General features: G+C 72.7%; 11 protein-coding genes and 1 pseudogene. 3 read left to right on the top strand and 9 right to left on the bottom strand.

From position 1 onward, the window contains the following. A partial coding sequence (locus H305_RS0120005; RefSeq protein WP_028801941.1) for a 2-oxoacid:acceptor oxidoreductase family protein occupies positions 1-436 on the bottom strand: 436 nt, incomplete at its 3' end. Positions 437-857: 421 nt separating this feature from the next. Here H305_RS0120005 and H305_RS0120000 point away from each other — a divergent pair. Then, positions 858-1445: a TetR family transcriptional regulator gene (locus H305_RS0120000; RefSeq protein ID WP_158690556.1), complete on the top strand. Its 588-nt coding sequence runs from the start codon at positions 858-860 to the stop codon at positions 1443-1445. A 676-nt stretch (positions 1446-2121) separates the two neighbouring features. Here the strand turns inward: H305_RS0120000 and H305_RS0119990 are convergent. Beyond that, positions 2122-2607 carry a hypothetical protein gene (locus tag H305_RS0119990; protein WP_028801938.1) on the bottom strand — a complete coding sequence of 162 codons (486 nt, stop codon included), beginning with the start codon at positions 2605-2607 and terminating at the stop codon, positions 2122-2124. 320 nt (positions 2608-2927) lie between these two features. Here H305_RS0119990 and H305_RS46555 point away from each other — a divergent pair, with 320 nt between their 5' ends. After that, positions 2928-4676 (top strand): MFS transporter, encoded by a 1749-nt coding sequence (locus H305_RS46555; protein WP_051370762.1) that lies wholly within the window; start codon positions 2928-2930, stop codon positions 4674-4676. A gap of 239 nt (positions 4677-4915) precedes the next feature. Then, positions 4916-5908, top strand: coding sequence for a hypothetical protein (locus H305_RS56415; RefSeq protein WP_051370760.1), 993 nt, complete (start codon positions 4916-4918; stop codon positions 5906-5908). Here the strand turns inward: H305_RS56415 and H305_RS50790 are convergent. The 7 genes and pseudogenes from H305_RS50790 to H305_RS0119945 form a co-directional block, all read right to left on the bottom strand. After that, positions 5852-6505: pseudogene (locus H305_RS50790) on the bottom strand (TetR/AcrR family transcriptional regulator); the annotation flags it as partial. The gene H305_RS56415 and the pseudogene H305_RS50790 overlap by 57 nt on opposite strands. A 229-nt stretch (positions 6506-6734) precedes the next feature. Continuing rightward, the gene (locus tag H305_RS46545) at positions 6735-8864 is read right to left on the bottom strand and encodes an NAD(P)/FAD-dependent oxidoreductase (RefSeq protein ID WP_051370758.1); all 2130 of its coding nucleotides are present in this window, start codon (positions 8862-8864) and stop codon (positions 6735-6737) included. 14 nt (positions 8865-8878) lie between these two features. Further along, complete coding sequence (locus tag H305_RS46540) at positions 8879-10546, bottom strand: NAD(P)/FAD-dependent oxidoreductase (protein ID WP_051370756.1); 1668 nt, start codon at positions 10544-10546, stop codon at positions 8879-8881. 91 nt (positions 10547-10637) lie between these two features. After that, positions 10638-16031, bottom strand: coding sequence for a type I polyketide synthase (locus H305_RS46535; protein WP_051370754.1), 5394 nt, complete (start codon positions 16029-16031; stop codon positions 10638-10640). Continuing rightward, positions 16031-24712, bottom strand: a complete 8682-nt coding sequence (locus H305_RS49465) for a type I polyketide synthase (protein ID WP_051370751.1) — start codon at positions 24710-24712, stop codon at positions 16031-16033. Before H305_RS49465 ends, H305_RS46535 begins: the two co-directional genes overlap by 1 nt. A 252-nt stretch (positions 24713-24964) precedes the next feature. Further along, positions 24965-26323, bottom strand: coding sequence for an NAD(P)/FAD-dependent oxidoreductase (locus H305_RS0119950; protein WP_037764540.1), 1359 nt, complete (start codon positions 26321-26323; stop codon positions 24965-24967). Between the two features lie 74 nt (positions 26324-26397). Next, positions 26398-26667, bottom strand: a complete 270-nt coding sequence (locus tag H305_RS0119945) for an acyl carrier protein (protein ID WP_037764538.1) — start codon at positions 26665-26667, stop codon at positions 26398-26400. Between the last annotated feature and the right edge of the window lie 98 nt (positions 26668-26765).

Raw genomic sequence — 26765 nt, 5'->3', positions numbered from 1 at the left:
GGGTGTTCAGGGGTACGGGATGGACGCGGTATCCGTCCAGGGAGCCGTCCTCCAGCGGGCTCGTCGCGTAGCCGACCTTCGTCATCGCCCGCTTGGTGAACTCGTCCGTGTTGACGATGATCTCCGCGCCGCGCGGCACGTCCCCGATGTTCGCCTTCAGGGCGGCCGGGTTCATCGCGACCAGCACGTTCGGCGCGTCACCGGGCGTGAGGATGTCGTGGTCCGCGAAATGCAGCTGGAAGCTGGACACCCCCGGCAGGGTGCCTGCGGGCGCGCGGATCTCCGCGGGGAAGTTCGGGAGCGTCGCCAGGTCATTGCCGAAGGACGCCGTCTGAGAGGTGAACAGATCACCCGCGAGTTGCATGCCGTCGCCCGAGTCACCCGAGAAACGGATGATCACCCGGTCGAGCCGGTCCGTCTGTTTCGTCACCTGCAAGTGCCTCTCCCTGGGGCGGAGTGCGCGTGCGCGAGCATGCACACCCGCAGAGCCGTCGCACTGAACGAGGGTTGGGCGCCCGCTGCGAGCGTAGGGGGATCGTCGCCTAATTTCAATGGGCGTTGAATTGAGTGCGGCGGGGTGCGGGAGAGGTTTGGCGGCGCGCGCTCGGCGCGCGTTCCGGGCGTCGATCACCAGTGCTGGTAACGTGCCAAACGCCCACGCCTGAACGGGTGTTGGCGTACGTCTCGGATGTCGCGAAAGCTTTGACCCGAGAAGTCACTGAGTGTAGACTTCATGGCTGGATGAATTGATGTGGAGGGTGGCGTCACGCTGCCCCGTCGCCGCGAAAGCACCCGTGTGGAGACCGGGCGGGAGGCACGTCCTTCGGGGGAACTCGTGATCGAGAGGAAGTGCCGCCTTGGCCGAAACCAGAGGCGCAGCCGGGAGCCGGCGGGCCATCATGCGCTCCGCCGCGGATCTTTTCGCCGAACTCGGCTACCGCAACACCTCGCTCCGCGCGGTGGCCGCGGACGCGGGCTGTGATCCCGCGCTCATCGGCCACTACTTCACCTCCAAGGAGGCGCTGTACGACGCCGTCGTCGAGGAGACGGTCAGACCGGCCGAGATCTTCCGCGAGGCGGTGGCGCGACGCGATCCGGGTACGGCCGAATGGCTCCTGCGGCACGCGGTGACCGACTGGGGCGACCCCGTCCAGCGGCGGCGCATCCTCGGTGTGCTGCGCTCCGCGCTCGACCTGCCCGCGGCCCGGGAACGGATGAGCCAGTCCCTGGTCCCGGAAGGGCTCGGGGGAGCGGACGAGATCAGACTGGCGCTGATCAGCAGTCTGCTCGTCGGTGTCATGACCTCGAGACACATGGGCCTTTTACCACCGGAGTTGAGTGCGGAGAGCGACTCCTCGGAACTCGTGCGTGTGCTCGCTCCGGCGGTGGCCGCGCTTCTCGCGGCGGATCCGGCGGGGGCGGTTCCCGCCCCGGCCGCGGACTGAGGGACGTCGCGGGCCGAAGACGTCGTTGCCCCTCACCGGCTCACCGGCTCACCGGCTCACCGGCTCACGGCTCTCCGGCTCTCCGTCCGGCGGCTCAGCGGCCGGGCGGCTTGGCGGCCGGGCGGCTTGGCGCGGACGGATGACTCGGACGGACCGGTCGGCAGCCGCTCGGATCGCATCGGTGATCGCACGCGCGGTTCGGCGGCCCGGGGGCGGCCGGTGGCCGGGGGCCCGGACGAGCCGGAGCGGAGAGGCGGCTCCGGGTCGCCCGGGCGGGCCGGACGGCTCACAGGGGCCGGCCGCACCCGCTCGGATCGGTGGTCGTGCACGGGCGGCCCGGGGTGGACCGCGCCCGCGCTGCCGAAAAGCGGGTCCAGCTTCGTGACCGCGGACATGACGGTCGGGCGGGCGGTCTGAAGGCGGGCGTGCCGGAATGCCTCGCCGCCGAGCTGTCCCGCCCCGTCGACGCGGACGGCGAACGCCAGGTGCTGTTCCTCGGCGCCGACCGCGATCACCCGGAACGCGCCCGGTGCCGGGCCGCGTTCGCCGCACACGCCTACGCGGTGCGCGCGCTGCTGGACGACGGGGCGACGCCGGACGGGCTGACCGGCAGGGACCGACCGCACGTGCCTGATCGAGGCCGTGGAATCGTCGCGAGCCCATTCCTGAAGCCCACTCAGGTGTCAGCTCCCAGGTCGTCCGCCGACCGGGACGACCGGGGACCGTCCATGGTGGTTCCGTCGGGCCTCCGCCCGAACGCGGCGGCGAGCACGGAGGGGAGATCTGCCTCCGGGACCGCCGTGCGCACCTCTGCCAGGACCTGAGGGAAGTGGTCGTCGTCGACGACACCCATGTGCTCCTGGCGCCGTCGGTGGATGACCCCGACGAGGTCGGGGCGCAGTCGCATCCAGGCGCGGGACGTGCGGATCTCCTCCTCGACCTGGTCCATGAACCAGCGCATCACCTCGTACGGCACGTCCAGGTGCCGCCCGGGGTCGAAGCACACCGTCGGCTCCCGCGCCGGGTCCTCGTCGGGAACGATCGCGGTCACCAGGGCTCGTCGCTCGCCGACGAGCTCCAGTTCCAGGTACCAGGCGTCATCGGGCACGGAGTACAGCACGGTGATCGCATAGGGGGCGCCGCCGGGGTGCGGGACGGACATGACCGCATGCCGTCATGCCGGTCCGGCCACGGGTGCCGGGCGTTTCGGCAGGTGTTGACCCGGCGACGGCAACGGAGCGCGCGGTGGCCGGACTCGGCCGCACATCGCTGATCCGGAACGAGCCCGCACGTAGCCGCTCCTGACTGTCCCGTAGCGGTACGCGCACGTCAACGAGTCGCACATGAAAGGCCGTTGGAGCGGTGAGCGCTGTCCGGAACACGGCCATCGACCTTGCGGATTGGAATTCAGTACTCGTAGACTTCATTGGAGAATGAATAACTCGGGGTGCTGTCAGCGGACGGCGTACCCAAGGAGGGAACATGGAATCGATTGACGCGGGCGTGAAGGCGGCGGCCCCGCCCGGCACTTCGCCCGTCCCGGGATCCCCGGCCAACCCCGCACGCTGGGTGATCCTCGCCGTCACGCTGTCCGCCATCTTCATGCAGATGCTGGACACCACGATCACGATGGTCGCCCTGCCCTCGCTGCAGAGCGACCTCGGCTCGACGTTCGCCGAGATCCAACTGGTCGTCGCCGTCTACTCGCTCGCCTTCGCGTGCGTCCTGGTGACCGGCGGCCGGCTCGGCGACATCTATGGGCGTCGCAAGATCTTCCTGATCGGCATGCTCGGCTTCACCCTCGCCTCGGCGCTGTGCGGCGCGGCTCCCAGCTCGACCTTCCTGATCGTGTCCCGGGTGCTCCAGGGCATGTGCTCGGGTCTGATGTTCCCTCAGGTGCTGTCGATCATCCAGGTCACGTTCTCGGCCAAGGAGCGCCCCAAGGCGCTCGCGATGTACGGCGCTTCGGTGGGACTCGGCACGGTGCTCGGCCCGGTGCTCGGCGGCTGGCTGATCCAGCTGAACATCATGGACACCGACTGGCGGGCCATCTTCTACGTCAACCTGCCGGTCGGCCTGATCGCCCTGCTCCTCGGCCTCGCCAAGATCCCGGAGTCCTCGGGCGGCGGTGCCCGGCGGCTCGACGTCACCGGGGCGATCATCCTCAGCGCCGGACTCTTCAGCCTGATCCTGCCGCTGGTCATCGGCCGTGAACACGACTGGCCCGGCTGGAGCCTGGTGCTCCTCGTGCTGAGTCCGCTCGTGCTCGCCGAGTTCTTCGTGTACGAGAACAAGCTGTCGAAGCTGGCCGACAGGTCACCGCTGGTGCCGAGCGGGCTGTTCAAGGAGCGCTCGTTCACGGTCGGCCTCGTGATCAGTGTGGTGTTCTTCGCCGGCATCCCGTCGTTCTTCATGGTCTTCTTCATGAGCCTGCAGATCGGCTTCGGCTACACCCCGATCTCCGCGGGTCTGGTCAGCCTCGGCTTCGCCGCGCTCATCGCGGTCGGTTCGGCCCGTTCGGCGGCCGTGGTGAAGCGGCTCGGCACGAAGACCCTCGCGGTCGGCACCGGCCTGCTGCTCGTCGGCATGTCGGGTGTGATCGGCACTCTGCACTGGGCCGGATCGGACCTGCACGGCTACCAGTTGATCCCCTCGCTGATGGTCGCCGGTCTCGGCGGCGGCTTCTTCCTCGCCCCCTGCACCGGGATCATCCTGGCCGGCATCCGCTCCCGCGAGGCCGGTTCGGCGTCCGGCATGCTCGCCACCGTGCAGCAGGTGGGCATCGCCATCGGCATCGCCGTCGCAGGCATCCTCTTCTACGGACTGCTCGGGTCGAACGCCGACGGCGCCAGCCGGACCGCGCTGCCCGAACTGCGCGCCGATCTCGCCGCGGCCGGACTCTCCGAGGCGCAGCAGGCGCAGGTCACCACCGGATTCCGGACCTGCTTCCACGACAAGATGAACCAGAAGGACCTCACCGCCACACCGGCGAGCTGCGCGCGCATCGAGAAGCAGATGGCGAGCGCGCCGGTGCCGGCGCAGACCAAGGCGCAGGTGCAGGCGGCGGTGCTCGGCAAGGCCGTGCCCGAGGCGCGCAAGTCCAACTTCGGCGACAGCTTCGAGCAGGTGGTGTTCTGGCAGATCGGCTGCTTCGGCCTGTCCTGCCTGCTCGTCCTCGCCCTCCCGAAGATCCGTCCCGAGGACGTCCAGGACGTGCCCGGGGGAGCCTGACCCGGTCCGGTGCGGAGTGCCGCCGGCGGCGGTCGCGACGGGCGTGCGCCCGTCGCGACCGGGCGGGCGGCGCCGTCGTGCGCGGCCCCTCGCCCGCCAACCCTTGCCTCCTCTCCCTCCGCTGTTCGTTCTCCCGGTCCCGGACCTCCTGGTCGTCCCGATCCCGGACCTCCCGTTCGTCCCGGCCCCGTGCCGGTCCGCCCTCCAGCACCCGCGCCCGCGCGGTGAAAGGACGAACCGTGTTGTCGGTTCTCGCGCTCGGCGCCGCCTCGGCGCTGGCGTACGCCGGTGCGGCCGTCGCGCAACGGGCGGTGGCCACCACGGCGACCGGACACGGGCGGCGCGCCGCCCTGCGCGGAGCGACCTGGTGGGTGTCACTGGCGCTCAACCTGCTGGGCGCGGCGCTGCACACGGCGGCACTGCGCCTCGGTTCCCTGGTGGCCGTGCAGATGCTCGGTGTGCTCACCCTGGTCGCGGCGCCCCTGCTGTCCGCGCTCGTGCGGCGGCGCCGTACCACCGCGGCCCAGTGCTCCGGCATCGCCTGCGCCGTCGCCGGTGTCGCCGGACTGCTCTTCCTGACCCGGTCCGCACAGGCCAGCCGGACACTGACTCCGGCGCAGACGGCCGGCGTCCTGGGCCTGACCGTCGCCGTGCTCGGGACCTCCGTCGTGGCGGCTGCCACCGCCCGGCGCGCCATCACCACCAGCCTGTGGTACGCGGTGGCCGCGGGGGTGGCGTTCGGCGCGGCCTCGGCGCTCACCCAGACGGCGGTCCTGGAACTGACCCGGGGCGGCGCCCTGCGGCTGCCGCCGTCCGCCGTCGCGCTCGCGGCCGGCGTGGCCTGCCTGGCCGTCGCGGGCCTCACACTGTCCCAGCTCGCCTACCGGGGCGGCCTGGAGGCGCCGCTGGCCACCCTCACTCTGGTCAACCCCGGTTTCGCCGTGGTCGTCGGGGTCCTGGTCCTGGGGGACCGCTACCCCGGTGGTCTTCCCGCGACGCTGGCGGGATGCGCCGCGGCGGCCGCCGCCGCACGGGGCGTCGTCGTCCTCACGGGCACGCACACCGAGGCCGCCGCCCGGGGGCGGCTAGCCCTCCGAGAGCCGGTCGAAGTGCACGTCCACGGCGGGCGCGAACCACTCGATGAGCTCCTCGAAGTCGAGCGAGGCGAGCGGCTCCATCCGCAGGACGTACCGCAGCATCACCAGGCCGGCGAGCTGCGCGGACACCAGTGACGCCAGCGCCTGGGTGCGGTCGCTCCGCTCGGGGACGATCCGCCGCACGCAAGCGGCGAAGCCCTCCTCGATGCGGTCACGGAACGCCTTGGAGGTCGACTCGTCCGACAGCCCGGTGCGATAGATCGCGACCAGCGCGGGCCGCGTCGACGCGTCCTCCCAGTACGACAGGAACGTACGCACGATCCGCTCGCCGCGGCGCTCCAGGACCGGCTCCGCGTCGTCGTCCGTCAATGGGTCGAAGAGGGCCGACACGTCGAGGCGGGACTGGACGGCATCCTGGAACACGCCTTCCTTGTTGCTGAAGAAGTGGTGGATGAGGGCCGGGTCGACCTGTGCCTGCTGTGCGATGCCACGCATCGTGGTGCCCGAATAGCCCTTCTCGGCGAAGAGGGCGAGCGCGGCCGACAGGATCTGCTCCTTGGTGCTGCTCTGCCCCGGACGTCGGCCTCCGCCGCGTGAGGGCGACCGCCTGCCGCGGGCTGCGTCGCCCGGCTGTGCGTTCGCCTGCGTGGCACAGGGGATCCCGTTTCCGGCGCTCACCAGTCCCCCTTCGGGTATTAATTCATGCGTGTAGGAAATCGACGATATCAGCATCCCACATGGGAAGACTCCCCGGTAGGGAGCATTCCGGCAGGACGCGGCGGTGTCGAGCCCGAATCGCGCGACCGCGCGCGGGCTGGCCGGAACCGATCAGCCGCGGCACCTTTTCGCGCCCGGCGGCCGTCGCGCGACAAGGAACCGCCGTCCCGGGCCCGTTCGGGCGAGCCTTTGCGGGACGGCGGTTCCTCTGCCCGAATTCCTTCGATCTCCCCGCAGCGTCCGCCTACCGCTCCACGTCGGGCAGTACGGTGGCCCCCCGTGTGAGGACCCGCTGGACCATGTGCGGCGCCCGGCGCTTCGCCCACAGCAGGACCTTGACCCGCTTCAGCGGGGTGAAGTTGTAGTAGCGGTCGGTGGGATCACCGAAGGCGAACAGCGGCGGCACGAAGGACGCCCTGCGCAACTGGCCGAAAATCCGCTCGGCCGCGGCACCGGGCGCCAGCCGGTTGTCGGCGACCTGCCGCGCCAGCCGGTCCATGTCGTCGAACAGGGCCACGAAGCCCGGGTAGACCGGGAACCACAGTCCCGCCCCGCGGTACCGCTCCAACTCCCGCCACCGGTCGGCCCGTCCGGGCGCGGCCAGGGCGTCGTTCCGGGCCCGCTTGAGGGAGAGGGCGGCGAACATGGAGTGCAGCAGCCACACCCGGCAGAAGGCGTTCCAGAGCCTGAAGTCGGTGGTCGCGGTGAGTGCCGTACGCAGCAGCCGGTCGCCGTGCTCGATCAGCGCGGCCTGGAAGGACTCCAGGGGCCGGAAGCGCTCCACCGACCAGTCGCCGCTGTCCGCCGCCGCGATGAGGTGCGCGGCGGCCTCGTGGACGAGTTCCGCGGTCAGGGTGACGTCCCGGGACAGTGTGAAGTCGCAGCGCACGGCGGAGCGGTCGAGGACCACGAAGCCGTCGCCGGCGGCCGTGTTGGCGCCGTACTGCCACGGCTCGGAACCGGTCCACGGACGCACTGCGGTGGCCTGCGCGAACTGCCACTGCAGATCCGGGAACTGACGTATCAGCTGCTGGAAGTCCTCCTCGGCGGACGCCGACCGCTGCGGCCACAGCTTGGCGTCGAGACTCACCGCCACGCTGGTCAGCGCGGTCTCGCCGGTGCGGTCGTCGCCGAACGGGACGAGCTGGATCCAGCCGCCCGGGAAGACCACCTGCGTGGTGCCGCCCGTCCAGGGCGTGCCGCCCTCGCCGGGGTCGACCCGCCGCTCCAGCGGACGCACCCCCCGCAGGTGCGCGGTGAGCACTCGCGAGGAATGGCGCAGCGGACGCAGGGCAGGGTCGGGTCCGAGGCGGCGCAGCATGGGCGCGTCGGGGCCGGACATGTCGACCACGAACGCCGCCCCGACCTCGCTTCCGTCGGCCAGCTCGATCGTGAAGTCGCCCGCCTCACCCCGTACTTCGGTGAAGACCGGGCGCCCCTGCGGAACCTTCGCGCCGTGTCCCGCCGCGAGCCGGTGCACCCAGGCCTCGACGTCGGGCCGGTACAGGTGCGACTCGCCGTGCTCGCTGGGGACGTTGAACTGCACCACTTGGTGCGGCCGTACGGGAGCGCCGGGGCGCGCGTACACGAAGCCGATGCTCGACTTGACCCCGGAGGTCCTGCGCACCTCCGCCGGCAGTTGCCCGAAGTGGCCGAGGGCGGACAGCTCGGGCACGCCGTAGCGGCGCGCAAGCAGTTCGAAGACCTCCGCGGTGTAGGGGACGGTCGTCTCGCCCGCCGGGGTCGTCGCGTCGTGCGGCGAGTCCACCAGCACCACGTCGATCCCGGAGCGGGCCAGGATCGCGGCGAGCATGCCGCCGCCGAGGTGCGCGCCGAGCACGGCCACGGTGTGCCGTGTCCGGCCGCCGGTGCGCGCGGGGCCGGGCCGCGGCGCCGGACGGGCCGGGGCGTCGGCACTCGCGGGCGTGCCGGCGCCGGCGGGCTGCGGGGCACCGGTCGATGTGCTCGTGCCGGCGGGCTGTGGGGCACGGGTCGACGCCTGCGCCGTCCAGCCCGAGGGGCCGGAGGCCGGCGCGTCACCGCCGGTGCGGGCGGGAGTCGTTGCGTCAGCGCTGTCACGGGCGGCGGTGGTCGACGCGCTGTCCGGGGAGGTGGCGGGCGGCGCCGTGCCGGTCTTCGAACGGGCTGCGGGCGGCGTCGTGACCGTCCTCGTCCGGGCGGCGGCCGTCGCCGTCGTACCGGCCACGGGGCCGGACCCGCCCACCCGGTTCGCGGGCTCCGCGCCGGTCGTCGGCTCGTAGGGCAGCGCCGACTCGGCCGCCCCCACCGCCTCGGCACCCTCCGCCCAGCTCTGGTCCGGCGGCCGGGCCGGGCCCGCCGGGGACGGTCGCTCCGTGCGTTCTTCCTTGGGCATGCGCCGGTCCTTCCTCATGAGTGCCTGCGCAGCCGGGAGCGCAGGAATCCGCCGAGTGCGCCGGCCACCACGGGGCCGGTGTCCGCGGCCGCGGAGCCGCGCCGGGCCCAGTGCATGGTGCGGATCATGCGAGCCGGATTGGGGTTGTAGAACCGGTTCGCCGGGTCGTGCAGACCGAACGGCGGCGGCGCGTAGCCGTCGTCCTGCAGCAGATCGAACAGCTCGCCGGTGGCCCGGTCCGGAGTCATCAGACCGGCCTCGACGTCCCGGCAGGCCGCCCACGCGGCATCGGTGATCTTGTTGAAGCCGACGCTCGCGGGGAACAGTGCCCCCGGATGCGGCTGCGCCTCCAACTCCCGCCAGATCATCGGATCCTTGGAGCGCTGGAAGCGCACGAGCGCGTCCTGCGCGTTGAGCGTGCCGAGTACCGTGCCGAGCGCCCACATACGAAACGTGGCGTTCCACATCCCGTAGTCCCGGAACGACGTGAACGAGGAGGCGACCACCTCGTCGTGGGCGCGCACGAGACCCTGCTGGAGCGTCTCGATGTGCCCGAACCGTTCGGCGGAGAAGTCGTCGTCCTTCGCCGCCTCGATCAGCCGCCAGGCCAGCGAGTTGACCACGTCGGTGGTGTTCGTCAGTCCGCGTGAGTACAGCGCGTCCACGAATCCCGCGGCGTGCGAGGTCAGACAGAAGCGGTCGCCTACGACCTGGTGCGAGGAGTACTGCAGACGCCCGGTGGACACCCACGGGCGGGCGGCCTTGGCGTGCCTGAACTGCGGGGCGATGTCCGGGAACCGCTCCAGGAACTGTGCGAACTCCTGCTCCGCCGGCAGATCAGTCTTCGGGTGCTTGCGCGGGTCCAGGGTCAGACCGACACTGCACAGCCGGTTGGTGGCGCCGCGGTGGTTGTCGAACGGGATGACCCACACCCAGCCGCCGTCGAAGACATGGTGCAGGGTGCCCTGGTGCCACGGACTCGGGTTGTCGTGCGCCCGGCCGGCCGGGCAGTCGTCGTACGGGCGCACACCGATCATGTGCGTGAAGAGGGTGCGCGAGTGAGTGCGCTGCTGAGGAACCTCGTCACGAAGCCCGAACTTCCGTGCCAGCGGCGAGTTGTGGCCGCCCGCGTCGACGACGTAGCGGGCGCGGATCGAGGGCCCGCCGTCCACGGAGAGCGTGACGCCCGAGCCGTCCACCTCGACCTCGGACACCCGGGTGCCGAGCCGCGGCACCGCGCCGTAGCGCACGGCCACGTTGAACATGTACGAGTCGACGTCCTGGCGGAACATGTGGGACTCGGTGGACAGCGCCACCGGGATCACGAACTGGTTGATCTCGTCGGCGACCTGCTTCTCGCCCTCGCGGTGGTAGACGAAGCCGAAGTTGCGCTTCTGGCCGGAGTTCGAGGACACCTTGGAGCGCATCGTCGAGAAGTGGCTCAGATGCGCGATCTCCGGCACTCCGTAGCGGGCGGCGAGGATGCGCAGCATCACGGACGTGTACGGGATCGTGGACTCGCCCACCGCGAAGCGCGGGTGGGTGCCGGCGTCGATCAGGACCGTCTTCACCCCGTTGCGGCTCAGGATGGCAGCGAGGATGGAGCCGGCGATTCCGGCGCCCAGGACGGCGACGTCGTGGACGGCCTTGTCGGGCGAGTCGGACGCGGGCAGCGGTTGCATGATGCTCGTTCCTCCAGGGGTCGGGGCGGAGTGGTGGTACGGGAGGGTCCGGGGCGCGCGGCACGTGCCGCGCGCCCCGGACCCAGGGGTGTCATGCCGGGTCCGTCGGCCGGCTGCCGGCCGGGTACTTCTCCTCGATCAGCTCGTGGAGGAAGGAGCCCCAGTGGATGCCGGGGCAGGCGAAGAAGTCGCGGCTGTTGATCTCCAGGCCCAGGTCGTCTCGGCACCGGCTGATCAGCTCCATCACCATGAGGCTGTCCAGGCCCATGTCGGCGAGCCGGGTGTCCTCGGTGAGGGTGTCGAGCTCCAGGCGCAGGATCTCCGACAGCTGCACGCGGATGTACTCGTTGAGCTCGGCCAGCCGCTCGGTACGGCTCAGACCGGTCAACCGCGCGGTCAGCGCCCCGAGTTCGGAGTCGTCCGCCCGGCCCGCGGCGGGCGCGCTGCGGACCTCGCTGAGCATGGGCCGCTCCCGGCGCGCCTCCATCAGGTCGCGGAAGAGCGTCCAGTCCGCCGAGCACACGGTGCGGTGCGCGACGCCGTCGACCACGGCCTCGCCGAGCAGCTCCAGCGCGTGGTCGGGGTTGAGCTGGTGCAGCCCGATGGAGCGCAGGAACGCCATCACCGAGTCGTCCGCGAGCCCGGACCTGGCGGCCCACGGCCCCCAGCTCACCGTCGTGGCCGCCAGTCCCCGCAGCTGCCGGAAGTGGGCGAAGGAGTCGAGGAAGGCGTTGGCCGCGGAGTACCCCGCCAGGTGCTGCGAGCCCCACACCGAGGCGATCGAGGAGAAGGAGACGAACAGGTCCAGATCCTGGTCGACGGTGGCGTTGTGCAGCGCCCAGGTGCCGTCCACCTTCGCGTGCAGGCAGCGGTCGTAGGTGTCCGGGTCGCTCTCCCGCAGGAACTGCGGCTCCGACAGGCCCGCCGCGTGCACCACACCCCGCAACGGACGCCCGGCCAGGCCGAGTTGGTCGGTCAGCGAGCGCAGCGCCGTCTCGTCGGCGGCGTCCAGCGCCACCACCCGCACGTCCGCGCCCTGGGCCTCGATACGACGCACCCCGGCGATCCGGGACGCGGTGGTGTCGTCGTGCTGCGGGTCGTCCCAGGCCGCGCGGTCCGGCAGGCCCGACCGTCCGGCCAGGACGACGGTGCCCGCGCCGTTGCGGGCCAGCCACTCGCCCATCAGCAGACCGAGGCTGCCGAGTCCGCCGGTGACGAGATAGCTCCCGAGGTCGCTCAGCTGCGGGGCAGGCCGGGGCGTGTCCTCGTCGCCCGAGCCGGCCGCCACCAGCCGGGGCACCAGGACGGTGCCGCCGCGCCGGGCCGTCAGATCCTCGGCGCTGCGGGTCGCGACGAGATCCGCGATCCGCTCCGCCTCGTCCGCCTCTCCGGCCGGGTCCAGGTCGAGCAGCCCGCCCCACAGCTCCGGGTGTTCGAGCGCGGCCACCTTGCCCAGACCCCACAGCGGGGCCGCCGGCAGACAGATCTCGTTCTGCCCGGTGCCGGTCCACTGGGCGCCGCGCGTCACCACCCACAGCCGCGTGGCCGCCTCGTCGAGGGCGAGCTGCCGGGCGGCGGCCAGGAAGACGTGCTCCGCCGAGGCCCGTGCCTGTCCCACGGACTCGGCGTCGTACCCGGTCAGCGGGAGTTCGAGGCCGCTCAGCAGGACCACATGTCCGTACGGACGGCCCGCTTCCAGCGCCTGGAGCACCGCCTCGGCCGACGGCTCCGACTGCGCCACCACCGCGCCGCGCAGCGTCAGTTGTTTCGCCACCGCCTCCAGCGGTCCGGTGTCCGCGCCGCCCGAACCGACCAGCAGCACCCGCTCGTCGCGCAGACTCCTCTCGGCGAACGCCTCCGGGGCCGCGGGCCGCCAGACCTGCTCCCAGACCGTCTCCTCGCGAGCGGTGCGCGGCACGTCCGGCGCGGGCTGCGTCGACGATCGCAGATGGACGTCCCGCATCATGATCAGCACGCTGCCGTCGGATCCCAGAATCTCCAGGCCGCCGCGCAGCTCACCGTCCTCCCCGGACGGGTCCAGCCAGCCGTGGACGTAACGCCGGGTGCCCTCGGGCACCGCCGTGGGCACCGGGGTGCCGCCCTGCCGCGGGGCGTTCTCGGACTGGCGCAGCAGGCCCAGCGTCAGGTCGAGCAGGGCGCCGCGGGGCAGGTCCTCGGCGGCACGGTTGACCTCGGCGAGCACCTCGCCGGGACCCTGGTACACCTCGTTGAGGACCGGCTCGGCCCAGCCGGGCACCGTGATGTCGGCCGGGTCGACCGGCACGCACCGGGCCCGGACGGCGTCGAGATCGCCGTCGGCGCGCCGGGTGTCCGTGGGACGCCGCACCAGCACACCGCGGGCGTGCAGGCGCCAGCTGCCGCTCTCCACCGAGTCGACGCCCTGCCGGGAGAAGCAGAGGAAGAGCGAGCGGCCCTCGTCGTCCTGCGGCAGCACGTAGACCCGTATACGGGCGGGGCGGTGCTCCGGGTCGAGGAGCAGCGGCTCACCCACCACGAAACGGTCCACGAGCCGGGGCTGCGCACCGGGCAGCCTCGCCGCGCCCGTCAGTGCCCAGTGGCAGAAGCCGCCCGCCGACACGGACCGCCGGCCGTCCGGGCCCGTCTGCACGAACACGTCGGACAGGTCGTCCAGCTGGGGCGAGAAGGTGGGCGCGCCGGACAGCAGATGGCCCTCGAACAGCGCCCCCGGCGCGTCGTCGGCCGCGAACTCCGGTGCGTCGCCCGGAGCGTCGTCGTTGAACCAGTACCGCTCGCGCTGCCACGGGTAGCTGGGGAGCGAGGTGCGACGCGGCTTCTCGTCGCGGTGCACCGCGTTCCAGTCGACCTGCACACCGCGGTGATGCAGCGCGCCCAGCGCCTGGCCCACGATGTGCGCGTCCTCACGGTCACGGCGCAGCGACGGGATCCAGCCGACCCCGTCCTCGGGCAGGCAGCGCGCGCCCAGACCGAGGAGCACGGGCGCCGGGCCGAGTTCGAGGAAGGTGCGGCAGCCCGTCTCGTACAGGGTGGTGACGCCCGCGTAGAAGCGCACGGGCGCCAGCACGTGCTCGGACCAGTAGGCGGGGCGCAGCTGTTCGGGCCCCCACTCGCGGCCCGTGACGTTCGAGATGATCGGGTACTTGGGCTGATGGAAGGTCAGCGTCTCGGTGACCTTGCGGAACTCGTCGATCATCGGCGCCATCAGCGGGGAGTGGAACGCGTGCGAGACGACGAGCTTGCGGTGCTTCACGCCCCGGCGCGCCAGCACCTCGACGACCCGGGCGACCTCGTCCTCGGGGCCCGACAGGACCACGTCCGTCGGGCCGTTGACCGCCGCCACCGCGACCTGAGGCACCGGGCCCGCCTCGGCGATCGCCGCGCGCACGGTCTCCTCGTCGCAGACCAGGGTCTCCATCACACCGCCCGTGGGCAGCGCCTCCATGAGCCGGGCGCGGGCCGTGACCAGTCGTGCGGCGTCGTCGAGCGAGTGCACCCCGGCGACGCACGCCGCCGTGATCTCGCCCAGGCTGTGCCCGATCAGCGCGGTCGGCCGCACCCCCCACGACTCCCACATCTTCGCCAGCGCGTACTCCACGGCGAACAGCGCGGGCTGGGTGAACCCCGTCCGGTCGATGCGCTCGCCGTCGGACAGGACCGGGCCGAGCGGCTCGTCCAGGTGGCGGTCGAGGGCCTCGACCACCTGGGCCAGGGCGTCCGCGAAGACCGGCTCCGCCGCCGTGAGGGAGGAGGCCATCCCGGCGTACTGCGAGCCCTGCCCGGTGAACATCCAGCCGAGCCGGCGGGCCTTGGCGCCCGACGGTCCGTGCGCCGTGACCTGGTCGGCCCGCTCACCGGCGGCGAACGCGGCCAGCCCCGCGGCGAGTTGCCCGCGATCGCCGGTCACGCTGAGGCCGTGCTTCATCCGGGCCCGTCCGATGTGCGACGAGTAGCAGATGTCCGACAGGGCCCGCGGGTCCGCCTCCCGCACCCGTTCCTCGTACACGCCCGCCATCGCGCGGAGCGCCTCGGGGCTGTTGGCGCTCAGCGTGAGCAGTCCCACCTCGCGCGGGGTGCCCTCGCGGGGAGCGGGCCGGGGCGCCTCGGCGAGCACGGTGTGCGCGTTGGTGCCGCTGGCTCCGAAGCTGCTCACCCCGGCGATCCTCGGCCCGTCCGGCCAGACGGTCTCCTCCGCGGTCACCTTCAGATTGATGGCGTCCCAGGGGACCTGCGGGTTGGGGTCCTTCAGGTGCAGATGCCGGGGCAGCGTGTCGTGCTGGAGGGCGAGGACGACCTTCAGCAGGCCCGCCGCTCCCGCGGCAGGCTCCAGATGTCCGATGTTCGTCTTCACCGAGCCGACGAGCAGCGGACGGTCGGCCGCACGCCCGGTGCTGGTGACCGCGTTCAGCGCCTTGAGCTCGATCGGGTCGCCCAGCTGGGTGCCGGTGCCGTGCGCCTCGACGTAGGTGAGCTCGGCGGGGGAGACCCCCGCGTCCTTCAGGGCGGAGGTGATGACGTTCTGCTGCGCGGCCGGGTTGGGGACCGTGAGACCGCTGCTGCGCCCGTCGTGCTCCGTCGCCACGCCGCGCACCACCGCGAGGACGCGGTCCCCGGCGGCCTCCGCCTCGCTCAGCCGCTTCAGCACGAACAGCGCGCCGCCCTCACCGCGCGCGTATCCGTCGGCGGAGGCGTCGAACGTCTTGCACCGTCCGTCCGGCGACAACGCCCGCAACTTGCTCACCAGGACGAATCCGTACGGCGACAGCATCAGGTTCACGCCGCCGACCAGCGCCATGTCGCAGGCGCCCGAACGCAGCGACAGGACGGCCTGCTCCAGCGCCACCAGCGACGACGAGCACGCCGTGTCGATCACCATGCTGGGACCCTGGAACCCGAACGTGTAGGAGATCCGTCCGGCCAGGAAGCTCGGCTCGCCGATCAGCTGGTAGGCGTCGACGTCCGCCATCGAGCCCTTCTGCTGCCGCATCCGTACGTAGTCGCTGGTACTCGCGCCGAGGAACACGCCGACCCGGCTGCCCTCCAGCTCGCTCGGCGGCAGACAGGCGTTCTCCATGGCCTCCCAGGCCAGTTCCAGTACCAGCCGCTGCTGCGGGTCCATTCCCGCCGCCTCGCGCGGCGAGATCCCGAACACGGTCGGATCGAAGGTGTCCACCGGGCCGTCGAGGAAGTTCCCCGACAGCGTGTACGCGGTGCCCGGGTGGTCCGGGTCCGGGTTGTAGAACCCCGCAACGGAGTGCCGTTCCTCGGGGAACCGGGACGTCGAGTCACGGCCCTCGGCCAGCGACTCCCAGAACGCCTCGGGCGTCGCGCCGCCCGGCAGCCGGCAGGACAGACCGATCACGGCCAGCGGCTGTGGCTGCTGGAGCTCCTGAACCCGCGCGCGCAGACTGCGGATCGTGCCGAGGGAGTCCTTGAGCCGACCGCGGAGGACCTCCTGGCTCGGCTGCTCGGCTTGGCTCTTCGTCATCAGTTCTCCTCAAATCCAAGCGCCCGTGAGTCGGAGATCTCCGCCTCCAGCTGGCGTAGCAGTTCGTCGTCGTCGAGGTCGTCCAGGTCGTCGGCGGGCCCGGCACCGTCCTCGTCGACCGCGACCGGATCCGCGGTCGCGTCGTCGGAGCCGGCGGCCGGCAGGCCGAGCTGCTCCAGCAGGTGCGCGGTGAGCGCAAGCGCCGTCGGGTGTTCGAAGGCGACCGTCGAGGACAACTCGGTCTCCAGCTCCCGGGACAGCCGCAGCCGCAGCGTCAGCGACATCACCGAGTCCATGCCGAGCTCGAAGAAGCCCTGGTCGGCCCGGAGATCGTCCTCCGCGAGCCCGAGCACCGCGGCGACCTGCGCGCACACCCAGTCGAGCATCCGGTCCCGGCGCTGCCCGGGGTCCAGGCCCCGCAGCCCGGCCACGAACTCGGTGCCGCCGGTCTGCCGCGCCGCCCCCAGGACGGTGCGGAACAGTTCCCGGTGCGGGGCGTCGGCGAGCGCGCTCCCGAACAGCTCCCAGTCCACGTCGGCCACGCAGGCGTGCACCGTGTGGTCCCAGACCAGCAGGTCCAGTGCGGTGGCCAGGTCCCGATCGCGCAGCGGGGCGACCCCGCTGGACTTCAGCAGTAAAGTCGTCCGTTCGTCGAGGAGCCGACTGCCTTCGAGGGGCATCAGCTCCACGTGCGCCACCGGCAGTCCCGAGGCCCTGCGGCGCGCGGCCAGCGCCCGCAGCGACCAGTCGGACGGCGCCGCGGCGCCCGTCACGGCGCCGCCCCAGGTACCCGGAACGGATCCCAGCAGGACGAACAGACGCACCGGGTCCTTCGCGGTCAGCCGGTGCAGCAGCTCGGCCGTCTCCGCGCGGTTCCACTCCGCCCGCAGCACGGCCTCGGTGGTCTCCTCCAGCGGCGTCGCCAGCTCCGGAGCCGCCGCGCACACCACACCCGCGATCCCGGTGTCGGCGCGCAACTCCTCCACCAGGCGGGCCAGTTCCTCGCGTGCGCCGCGGGTACGGACCGTGCGGACCTCGGCGCCCGCGGCGCGCCACGCGGCGATCCGGTCGTCGGCCGGCAGACGCTCGGCCTGCTCGGGCTCCGTGTCCGCGAGCACGATCCGCCGGGCGCCCGCGCCGACCAGCCAGTCCACCACCGGGCGCACCAGGGCGCCGCCCGCACCGGTCACCAGATGCCAGCGCTCCGCGGACAGCGGCCGCCGGCCGGGCCGGTCGGGCACGTCGGCCCGCACCAGCGCGCCCACCTGGACGGAGGAGTGCTCGACGCGGACGTGCTCGTCGCCCGGCGCGCACAGCAGCCGTGTCACCAGGGCCCGCAGCTCCTCCGCACTTCCGCGGCTCAGGTCGACGTGGCCGCCCCAGGCCTCGGGGCGGGTCATCGCCAGGGTCCGGCCGAGCCCGGCGTGCGCGCCCTGGTTGCCGTCGGGGAAGCCCTCGTGACCGGTCGGCAGCAGGGCGTGCCGGGTGACCAGCCACAGCCGGGGCGGGGTCCCCTCGGCCTCGGCCAGGGCGGCGGTCAGCGCGGTGGTGACACGCCACCCGTCCGGCCGGGAGTCGAGGTCCTCCAGTGGCCACAGGTCGCAGATGCCCGTGGTCCCCTCGTTCGCGTGCACCGCGAGGAGGGTCCGCCATGCCTCCCGGTCGGCGGGGTCGACGACGAGAGCCTCTTCGCCGGGTACGGCCGCGGAGCGCACCCGGCGCACCTCGCAGCCGGCCGCCCGCAGCCCGTCGGCGACGACACCCGCCAGATGTCCGGTGTCACCGCACACCAGCCAGCGCGTCGCGGGCGCGGCCTGAGCGCCGTCACGGCCGGCCGGCCGCTGGCCCGCGGGGTGCCACACCATCCGGTACAGCAGGTCGGCGACCCGGTCCCGGTCCGCGTCGGCCGCGGCCGGCTCGGGCGGGCCCGCCAGGCGCAGCCCGGCCAGCTCCACGACGGCACGTCCGGCCGCGTCGAGGACCACCACATCGGCCTCGGGCCGCCCGTCCGAACCGGCCCGGACCTGACCCCGCAGCAGCCGTACGGTGCCCTCCACGGCGGCGCGGACCCGGACCGACGCGATGGCGGCGGGCAGCGGTTCGCCGTCCCCTCCCGCGTCGCCGTCGGCGTCGTCCGCGATCAGATGCAGTGCCAGCCGCAGCAGTTCGGCGGGCAGCCGGTGCCGGGAGGCGCCGTCCGCCAGTTCCACGGTGACGTCCGCACCGCCCCGGCCGCTGCCGGCCGCCCGAACCCCGAGCGCGGGGAAACGCTCGGCCAGCGTGGCCCTGAGGGGTTCGTCGTCGGCGAGCGCCGACGGGTCGGGAGCGCTCGCGGTGGGCCCGTGCGACCCGTCGGTCGACGCGGTCAGCGCGAGCCCGTCGCCGTCACCGGACAGCCGGCGCAGCACGACCGTGCCCTGCCGGGTGTCGACGACGGCCTGGAGACCGGCACGACCGTCCTCGTCCGCTCGCGGCGGCGTGCCGAACCGCACGTCGTGGAGCACCGGGGCGGGGGAGCCCGTCGCCGCGGCCCCGGCGAGGGCGGCCTCCAGGAGCGCGGGCGCCGAGACCGTCGTACCGGCTCCGGCGCCGCTGACCTGCCACGGGCTGCGGGTGCCGTCGACCGTCACGGGGAGCAGCGCCGTCCACGGCGCGGTCGTCGGACGGACCGGCGCGCCGACGAGGGAGCCCGAGCCGCCGGCACGGTCCACCGGCGTGTCCTGCAGCCAGTGCTCCTTGCGCTGCCACGGATAGCCGGGCAGGTCCACCACCGCGCGTCCGGGTCCGGCGAACGCCGCCCAGTCGACCGGGACGCCCTGCGCGTGCAGCGCGCCCAACGAGCACAGCAGCGTGCCCACTTCGTCCTCATCACGGACGAGGGAGGGCAGCACCAGAGGCTGACCCACACCGGCGGCCCGCAACGACTCCTCGGTGCCGGAGACCAGCACGGGATGCGGGGACACCTCCACGAACACCCGGTCCTGCGGGTCCTCGACCGCGCTCACCGCGTCCTGGAAGAGCACGGTGTTGCGCAGATTGCGGCCCCAGTACTCGGCGGTGAGCTCGGATCCCGCCACCTCGCGGCCCTCGACCGAGGAGTAGACCGGGATACGGGCCTCGGCGGGCACCAGATCCGCGAGCCCCGCCACCAGCCGCTCACGCAGCGGCTCCATCAGAGGCGAGTGCGGGGCCACCGGCACCTTGACCCGGCGGACGAACACATTCGCCTCGGTGAGCTCCTCGGCCAGCTCCTCCAGGGCGTCGACATCGCCCGCGACGACCGTGGTGCGCGGCCCGTTGATCGTGGCGACGCCCAGCTTGTCCTCGTACAGCACCAGATACGGCGCCAGTTCCGCACGGGGCAGTCCGACGACGATCGAACCGCCGGTGCCCACGAGCGTGTCGAGGAGCCGCGAGCGCAGGCACAGGATCTCCGCGGCCTGCGCCAGGGTCAGTGCCCCGGCGGCCCAGGCGGCGGCCACCTCGCCCATGCTGTGTCCGACGACCGCCTCGGGCACCACGCCCCAGCTGCGCCACAGGGCGACCAGGCCGACCTGCACGGTGAAGATGAGTTCCTGCGGGATGCCTTCGTCGAAGGGGCGGCTGTCCGGCTCGCCGCGCAGCGAGGCCAGCGGGGACCAGGCGATCCACTTCCGCATCTCCTCCTCGCAGGCCAGCACCGCGTCCCGGAACACCGGCTCGCTCTCGAGGAGCCGGCGGCCCATTCCCGCCCACTGGGAGCCGAATCCGGAGAAGACGAACACGCAGGAGCGCTCCAGCTCGGCCGTGCCGGTGAGGACCTGGGAGTGCTCCTCGCCCTTGCTCAGGGCACGCAGCGCGGAGCGGACGCCGACCACGTCCCGGCCGACGACGACGGCCCGGTGGTCGAGGTGACTGCGGCGCGCCGACGCCGTGTACGCCAGGTCGGCGAGGGCGGTCGCGTCGCCCGGCTCCAGCAGCGCGAGGTACTGCTTCGCGGCCGCGGGCAGCGCTGCCTCCTGCGCGGCGGACAGCGGCAGCGCGAAGCGTGCCGGGGGCTCGCCGCCGCTCTTCGCGGACGCCGGTGCCTGGGCGACCAGGACGTGCGCGTTGGTCCCGGTGAACCCGAAGGAGCTCACCCCCGCGACCCTGCGCCGGCCGTCCTCGGGCCACGCCTCCATGCCTTCGGCGATCTCCAGGCCCAGCCGCTCCCAGGCGACCTGCCGCGTCGGCGTGGTACTCACCCCGATGTGCGGCGCGATCCGGTCGTGATGCACCGACAGGACCGCCTTGATGAGCCCGGCCATGCCGGCCGAGGCCTCCAGATGCCCGATGTTGGGCTTGGCGGATCCGACCAGGAGCGGGGCGCCGTCGGCCCCTTCGGGGCGCAGCGCCTGGGCGAGCGCCCGCAGTTCGACGGGGTCGCCGAGCGGTGTGCCCGTGCCGTGCGCCTCGGCGTAGCCGACGTCGCGTCCGGTCAGTCCCGCCTGGCGCAGGGCCTGTTCGATCAGCGCGCGCTGCGCCGTGCCGTTCGGCACGGTCAGTCCGCTGCTCGCCCCGTCCTGGTTCACCGCGCTGCCGGGCAGCACGGCGTAGATCCGGTCGCCGTCGGCGAGTGCGGTCGACAGCCGCTTCAGGACGACCGCGCCGGACCCCTCACCGCGCAGATAGCCGTCGGCCGCCTCGTCGAACGTACGGCAGTGGCCGCTGGGGGAGAGGGCGCCGCCGGCCGACACCGCGACCGGGATCACCGGACTGAGGATCACGTTGACGCCACCGGCCACCGCGAGGTCGCTCTCGCCCTGGCGCAGGCTCTGCATGGCCAGGTGCACGGCGGTGAGCGAGGACGAGCAGGCGGTGTCCACTGCCATGCTCGGCCCGGTCAGGCCCAGGAAGTAGGAGAGCCGTCCGGACGCTCCGGCGAAGGAGTTCCCGGTGCCGTAGTAGAGGTCGACGTCCTGGAGGTGGCTGCCGACGTGCTGCGCGTGGTCCGCGCTGTTCATGCCGACGAACACACCCGTCGCCGAACCGCGCAGCCGGTCGCGGGTCGCGCCGGCGTCCTCCAGCGCCTCGTAGGCCACTTCGAGGAAGAGCCGGTGCTGCGGGTCGAGGCTGCGGGCCTCGCGGGGCGAGACCCGGAAGAACGCCGCGTCGAAGCCGCGTACGTCGTCGAGGTACCCGCCGCGCAGCGAGGTCATCGTGCCGGGCGTCCACGGTCCGTCCGACAGGAAGGCCTGGCCGTCCCAGCGGTCCGCGGGCACGTCGCGGATGACCTCGCGGCCGTCGAGCAGGAGCCGCCAGTAGTCCCGCACCGTGGGGCTGCCGGGGAACCGGCAGCTCATGCCGACCACCGCGATCGGGTCGTCGGCGGGCGCGGGCGCGCCGGCCTGCGGGGTCTGCGTCCGGTCGGTCGTGGCGAGTTCCGCGGAGGACGGCCGCGGCGCCTTCTTCGCGAGCACCTGCGGCAGCAGATGGTCGACCAGCTCGTCCAGGCAGGGGCGTTCGAAGGGGGTCGACAGCGGGATGTCCAGGCCGACCCGCATCCCCAGGCGGTCCACGAACTCCACGATGCTCAGCGAGTCCAGACCGAGGTCGGCGAAGCCGCGCCGGGGCGGGATGCGCCGGCCCGGGTCCTGGCCGAGGGTCTCCGCGAGCACCTCGGACGTCGTCCGCATCAGGGTCCTGCGTTCGCGGTCGGCGTTCGCCGCGTCCGGTGCGGGGTCGGGCGCCGTGGCGTCCAGGGTGTTCCCGGCCTCCGTCGTGGCCGGGCCGGTTCCGGTCCCGTCCGCCACCGCTCCCGCCGGGGGATGGTACGGGGCGGTGACGGACGAGGCGGCTTCCCGGCCGGCCCCGAGGGGGGTGGGGGCGGCGGCCGGGGCGGTGCCGCCGGAGCCGAGGGGCTCCGGCGGGTTCGTGGCGGTGTCTTCGGGCGTACCGCCGAGGTCGAGTTGGCGGGCGGGCCCGAGCGGCCTGCCCGAGGGGTCGAGCAGTTGTACGGCGAGCCGGGCGGGCGCGGCCCGTGCGTCGGGTCGCGCGGCCGGCGCGTACTGCGTGCCGGGGGTCACGTCGGGCAGCCAGAACGACTCGTGCTGCCAGGGGTGCGGGGGCAGCTCCGTGAGCCGGCCCGGGACGAGGTCCGCCCAGCGGACGTCGGCGCCGGCGCAGTGCAGGGCGGCGAGCGAGGAGAGCATCGTCGCCGTGCCGTCGGTGTCCCTGCGCAGCGAACCGACCGCGACGCCCTGGCGCCGCAGTGACGTGAGGGCTTCGGTCAGCGGGCGTACGAGGGTGGGGTGCGGGCCGATCTCGACGAAGTCCGCGCCGCGGTCCTTCAGGAGGGTGCGTACGGCGGGCCAGAAGCGGACCGGGCGGAGCACGTTGGCTGCCCAGTAGGCCGCGTCCAGCGTGGCCGGGGGTTCGTCGGGCCACACGGTGGACACGAACGCCTCGGGCCGGTCGGCCGTCAGGTCGCCCAGTTCCGCGCGCAGTTCCTCGGCGAACGGCGCCATGGCCGGGCTGTGGAACGCGTAGTCGCCGGGCACGAAGCGGGCCGGGACGGACCGCTCGCGCAGCAGCGAGGCGATCGCCGTCAGATCGTCCTCGGAACCGGCGAGCACGGTGGCGCCCGGTCCGTTGACCGTGGCGACCGTGACCGCGCGGCCGGTCCCGGCGGCGGTCTCGGCCGCCTCCTCCTCGGAGAGTGCCACCGCGAGCATCCGCCCGGTGCCCGCGGCGGCGGCCATGATGCGCCCGCGCCGCACGGCCAGGTCGAGCGCCGTGGGCAGGTCGAGGGCGCCGGTGAAACAGGCGGCCGAGATCTCGCCGAGGCTGTGTCCGACGACCTTGGTCGGTTCCACGCCGCGCGAGCGCCACACCTCGGCCAAGGCCAACTGGACCGCTACGACGGCTGGTTGGGCGAGCTCGGTGGCGGAGAGATCGCTGTCGCCGAGCAGCCGGCGCAGGCCGGGCAGCCCCAGCTCGCGCAGGACGGCGTCGCCGCGTTCCAGACCCGCCGCGGCGACCGGGTCGCGGTCCCACAGGTCCAGGCCCATGCCGCGCCACTGTGAGCCCTGTCCGGAGAAGACGAACACGGTGTGGTGGCGGCGCCGGGGCTCTGCCGTGCCGGTGACGGTGCGCTCGTCCGGGGCGCCCTGGGCCAGGTCGAGCAGCGAGGAGCGCAGCTCGTGCGCGTCTGCGCCGATCACGGTGGCCCGTGCCTCGTGGTGGGTGCGGCGCACGGCCGCGGTGTGCAGCACGTCGGACAGCGGCTGCGGACCGTCGAGGGTCTCGGCGAGGTCCCGTGCGCGTGCCTGGAGGGCGGCCTCCGTGGAGCCGGAGAGCAGCAGCACCCGGGGGCCGTCCTGCGGGGGAGGGGCGGACTCGGGCGCGGGGGCCGGGGGTGCGGACAGCAGCAGGTGGGCGTTGGTGCCGCTGAGGCCGAAGGCGCTCACGCCGAACAGCGTGCCCGCGTCCTCGTCCAGCGGCCGGGCCTCGGCACAGACGCTCAGCGGGCCGTCGTTCCAGGGGATGGCGGGGTTGGGCGTGCCGAGGTGCAGCTGTGGCGGTATCACCCGGTGCCGTGCGGTCAGTACGGTCTTGATCAGCGCGGCCACGCCTGCGGCCGCGTCGGTGTGGCCGAAGTTGGCCTTGTGCGAGCCGATGTGGAGCTTGTGACCGGGGTCGCGGCCGGGCCCGAACACCTCGGACAGGGCGAAGGCCTCGATCGGGTCGCCGAGCGGTGTGCCCGTGCCGTGGGCCTCGACGAAGGCGACCTCGTGCGGGGTGGCGTCCGCGCGCAGCAACGCCTCCCGCAGCAGCGCCACCTGCGCGGAGGCGTTGGGCACGGTCAGGCCGGCGCTGCGGCCGTCGTGGTTGAAGGCGCTGCCCCGGATGACCGCGAGCACCCGGTCGCCGTCGGCGAGCGCGTCGTCGAGCCGCTTGAGCACGACGACGCCGCAGCCCTCGCCGCGGACGATGCCGTCCGCGTCGGCGGCGAACGGCTTGCACCGTCCGGTGGGCGACAGGGCCTGCACCTTGCTCATGAAGATGGACAGTTCCGGGGCGGCGAGGACGTTCACACCGCCGGCGAGCGCCGTGTCCGCCTCGCCGCTCGCGAGCGCCCGGCAGGCCAGGTGCACGGCCACCAGGGACGAGGAACAGGCGGTGTTCACGGCGAGTGCCGGCCCGTGCAGCCCCAGCGTGTAGGCGACGCGGCCCGGCGCGAAGCTGAACTCCTTGCCGCTCGCGTAGTACGGGTCGATGGCCTTCACACCGCGCGTCTTGGAGTGCAGCAGCGTGTAGTCCATGCCGAGCATGCCGAAGAAGACGCCGGTGCGGGAGCCGGCGAGCTGCGGCTTGGTGAGCCCGGCGTGCTCCAGGGCCTCCCAGGACACTTCGAGCAGGAGCCGTTGTTGCGGGTCCATCTCGCGTGCCTCGCGGAACGAGATGCCGAAGAAGTCGGCGTCGAACCGGTCGAGCCCCGGCAGCACTCCCGCATAGCGGCAGTAGCCGGTGCCCGGCGCGGCCCCGTCCTCACTGATGTACTCGGGTCCCCAGCGTTCGGGCGGGATCTCCCCGATGACGTCGACGCCGTCCCGCAGGACGTGCCAGAAGGAGTCGGGACCGTCCACCCCGCCCGGGTAACGGCACCCGATGCCGACAAGGGCTATGGCCGGATCGGTGGTGATTCCGTTGCGGGCGGGCATGGCTGATCCCCCTCCGGGAGTGCGACAGACAGTGGGTGCGGACGAGGTCCGGGGCCGGGTGGCGGGAGGGGCGTCCACGCCACCCGGGTCGTGCCCGGCAGCGGCCGGCTGCCGTGGTGCCTGCCGGCCGGGACGGGGCCGGTCGGGCCCTGGTCCGCCGGTGGCGGACCAGGCGGACCCGTGGAGCGCCGGCGGGGAGGTGCCGGTGCGGCTCCGTGGTGCCCGGTGTGTGCCGGGACTTCCCCGACGCCCTTAGAACTTGGCCGCCGCGGAGGGCGCCTTGAGCGTCCCCAGGTACTTGTGCCAGAGGTGGGTGGGGTCGTTCTCGACGGCCTCGACGATCTCCCGCATCGCGGCGAGGGCCTTGGGCTCACCGTCGTACACGTCGCCCTGGAGCATCTTGAGGACGTCCAGGCGGTAGCGCGGGTCCTGGACGAACGCGGTGAAGAGGATGTTGAGGCGGTAGTAGATCGAGATGAACTCGTACCAGTTGTTGACCGCGCCGCGGAGCGTGTTGACGTAGCCGTCGAAGCGCTCCTTGCGGAAGTCGCCGGCCTTGTGCGCCGCGATGATGTCGGCGGTGGCGAGGCGGGCGCTGTTGAGCGCGACGCTGACACCGCTGGAGAAGATCGGGTCGACGAACCGGGCCGCGTCGCCGATCATCACGAGGGAGTCGTCGGCGATCTTGGTGAGCGCGTAGCTGTAGTCGCCCTCGGCCTTGAACTCCTTGACCCGCTTGGCGTTCTTCAGCGCGTCCTGGAGGGCGGGACGGCTCCCGATGGTGTCCCAGAAGAAGGTCTCCAGGTCGTTCTTGGCCTCCTTGAACCGGGCCTTCTGGGTCACGACACCTATGGACGTGATGGTGTCGGTGATCGGGATCTGCCAGACCCAGGTGTCCTCCAGCGGGAGGAAGTGGATGAAGATGTAGTCCGCCTGGTCCTTGTTGACCGCGAGGGCCTTGCGGTCGAAGTCGTCGAACCAGGCGTGCACCGCGTACTGGTTGAAGACCGGGTCCGGCTCCTTCACCTTGAGCTGGCTGCCCATCATGGTGCGCCGGCCGCTCGCGTCGATGACCATGCGGACGGGGACGCCGACCGGCTGGTTGCCGACCTTCGCCTGGATGACGGGGCGGTCCCGGTCGGTGAAGTCGACCCGGTTCACGCGCACGCCGTGGTAGACCTTCGCGCCCAGGCTCTCCGCGTGCTGGAGCAGGATCTGGTCGAACTTGCTGCGGTCCACGTGGAAGGTGTGGTCCCGGTCGACGCCTGCCTGGTCCCGCTCGCTGAACAGGACCTCGGCGGCGCGGAAGTCGTGGTCCAGGCCCTGGAAGCCCATGTGGTCGATGTCTCGGTCCTCCGCGGAGGTCCAGGCGGCGCCGTACTTCTTGGGGAAGCCCGCGGCCTCGACCTTCTCCATGGCGCCGGTCTCGATGAGCACCGGAGTCGTGGCCGGGACCAGCGACTCGCCGACGTGGTCGCGCGGAAAGGTCTCCGATTCGAAGACCACCACGGACAGCCCCTCCTTGGCGAGGTAGGAGGCGGCGGTGGAGCCGGCCGGTCCGCCGCCGATGATGCCGATGTCGTAGTCGTAGTTCGCCGATGTCTCGGACAACGTGATCTCCTGTCGCGAATTCGGGTGGGTGACGCTGTGCCGTGGCCGCGAGGGCCCGTCGGGCAGGCCCTGGATCAGTGAGCGGGTGTGCGCAGGGACAGCAGCAGGTCGGTGATGCTGTCGAGGTTCTGGAAGTTGGTGCCGGTCAGCTCGGTCGGCGGGATGTTCGTCCCCAGCTCGTCCCGGATGAAGGTGAGCAGCTGAGCGGTGTTGATCGAGGTGAGGATGCCCCACTCGAGCAGCGGGGTGTCCGGGGCGATGCCCTGGGCGTCGGGCTCCGCGAGCAGCCGCTCCTGGATGAACTCGGTGAGCTGGCCGATCAGTTCGTCGCGGTCACTGGCCACGCCGTACCTCCAAAAGACGCGTTGACGGGCGGGTGTCCCGCCGGGTGGACCAACGGAGTTCAACAGCCGTTGATTTCAACACCTGATGATGTCATTTC

It is taken from the genome of Streptomyces sp. 142MFCol3.1 (genome assembly GCF_000424945.1).
Lineage (GTDB): Bacteria > Actinomycetota > Actinomycetes > Streptomycetales > Streptomycetaceae > Streptomyces > Streptomyces siamensis.
The sequence above is the reverse complement of the archived record's forward strand: the minus strand, read 5'-3'. Positions and strand labels throughout refer to the sequence as shown.